The following is a 217-nucleotide window of genomic DNA, read 5'->3' as shown; positions in this document are numbered from 1 at the left end:
GCGTAGCGATACGTTGAGCTAACCGATACTAATGAACCGTGAGGCTTAACCTTACAACGCCGAAGATGTTTTGGCGATTTGAGATGATTTTCAGCGTGATACAGATTAATCAGTGCGTCGTAATGACGGGCTGGTAAAACAGAATTTGCCTGGCGGCGATAGCGCGGTGGTCCCACCTGACCCCATGCCGAACTCAGAAGTGAAACGCCGTAGCGCC

General features: G+C 51.2%; 1 rRNA gene. It reads left to right on the top strand.

Going from position 1 to position 217, the window contains the following annotated elements:
* Positions 1-148: 148 nt before the first annotated feature.
* Positions 149-217: ribosomal RNA gene (gene rrf / locus PGQ95_RS26495) — 5S ribosomal RNA — on the top strand; the annotation flags it as partial.

The sequence above is a fragment of the Klebsiella sp. 141240 genome, assembly GCF_050600805.1.
Lineage (GTDB): Bacteria > Pseudomonadota > Gammaproteobacteria > Enterobacterales > Enterobacteriaceae > Klebsiella > Klebsiella aerogenes.
Note: the sequence above shows the minus strand (reverse complement) of the source record. Positions and strands in the feature narration are given on the sequence as shown.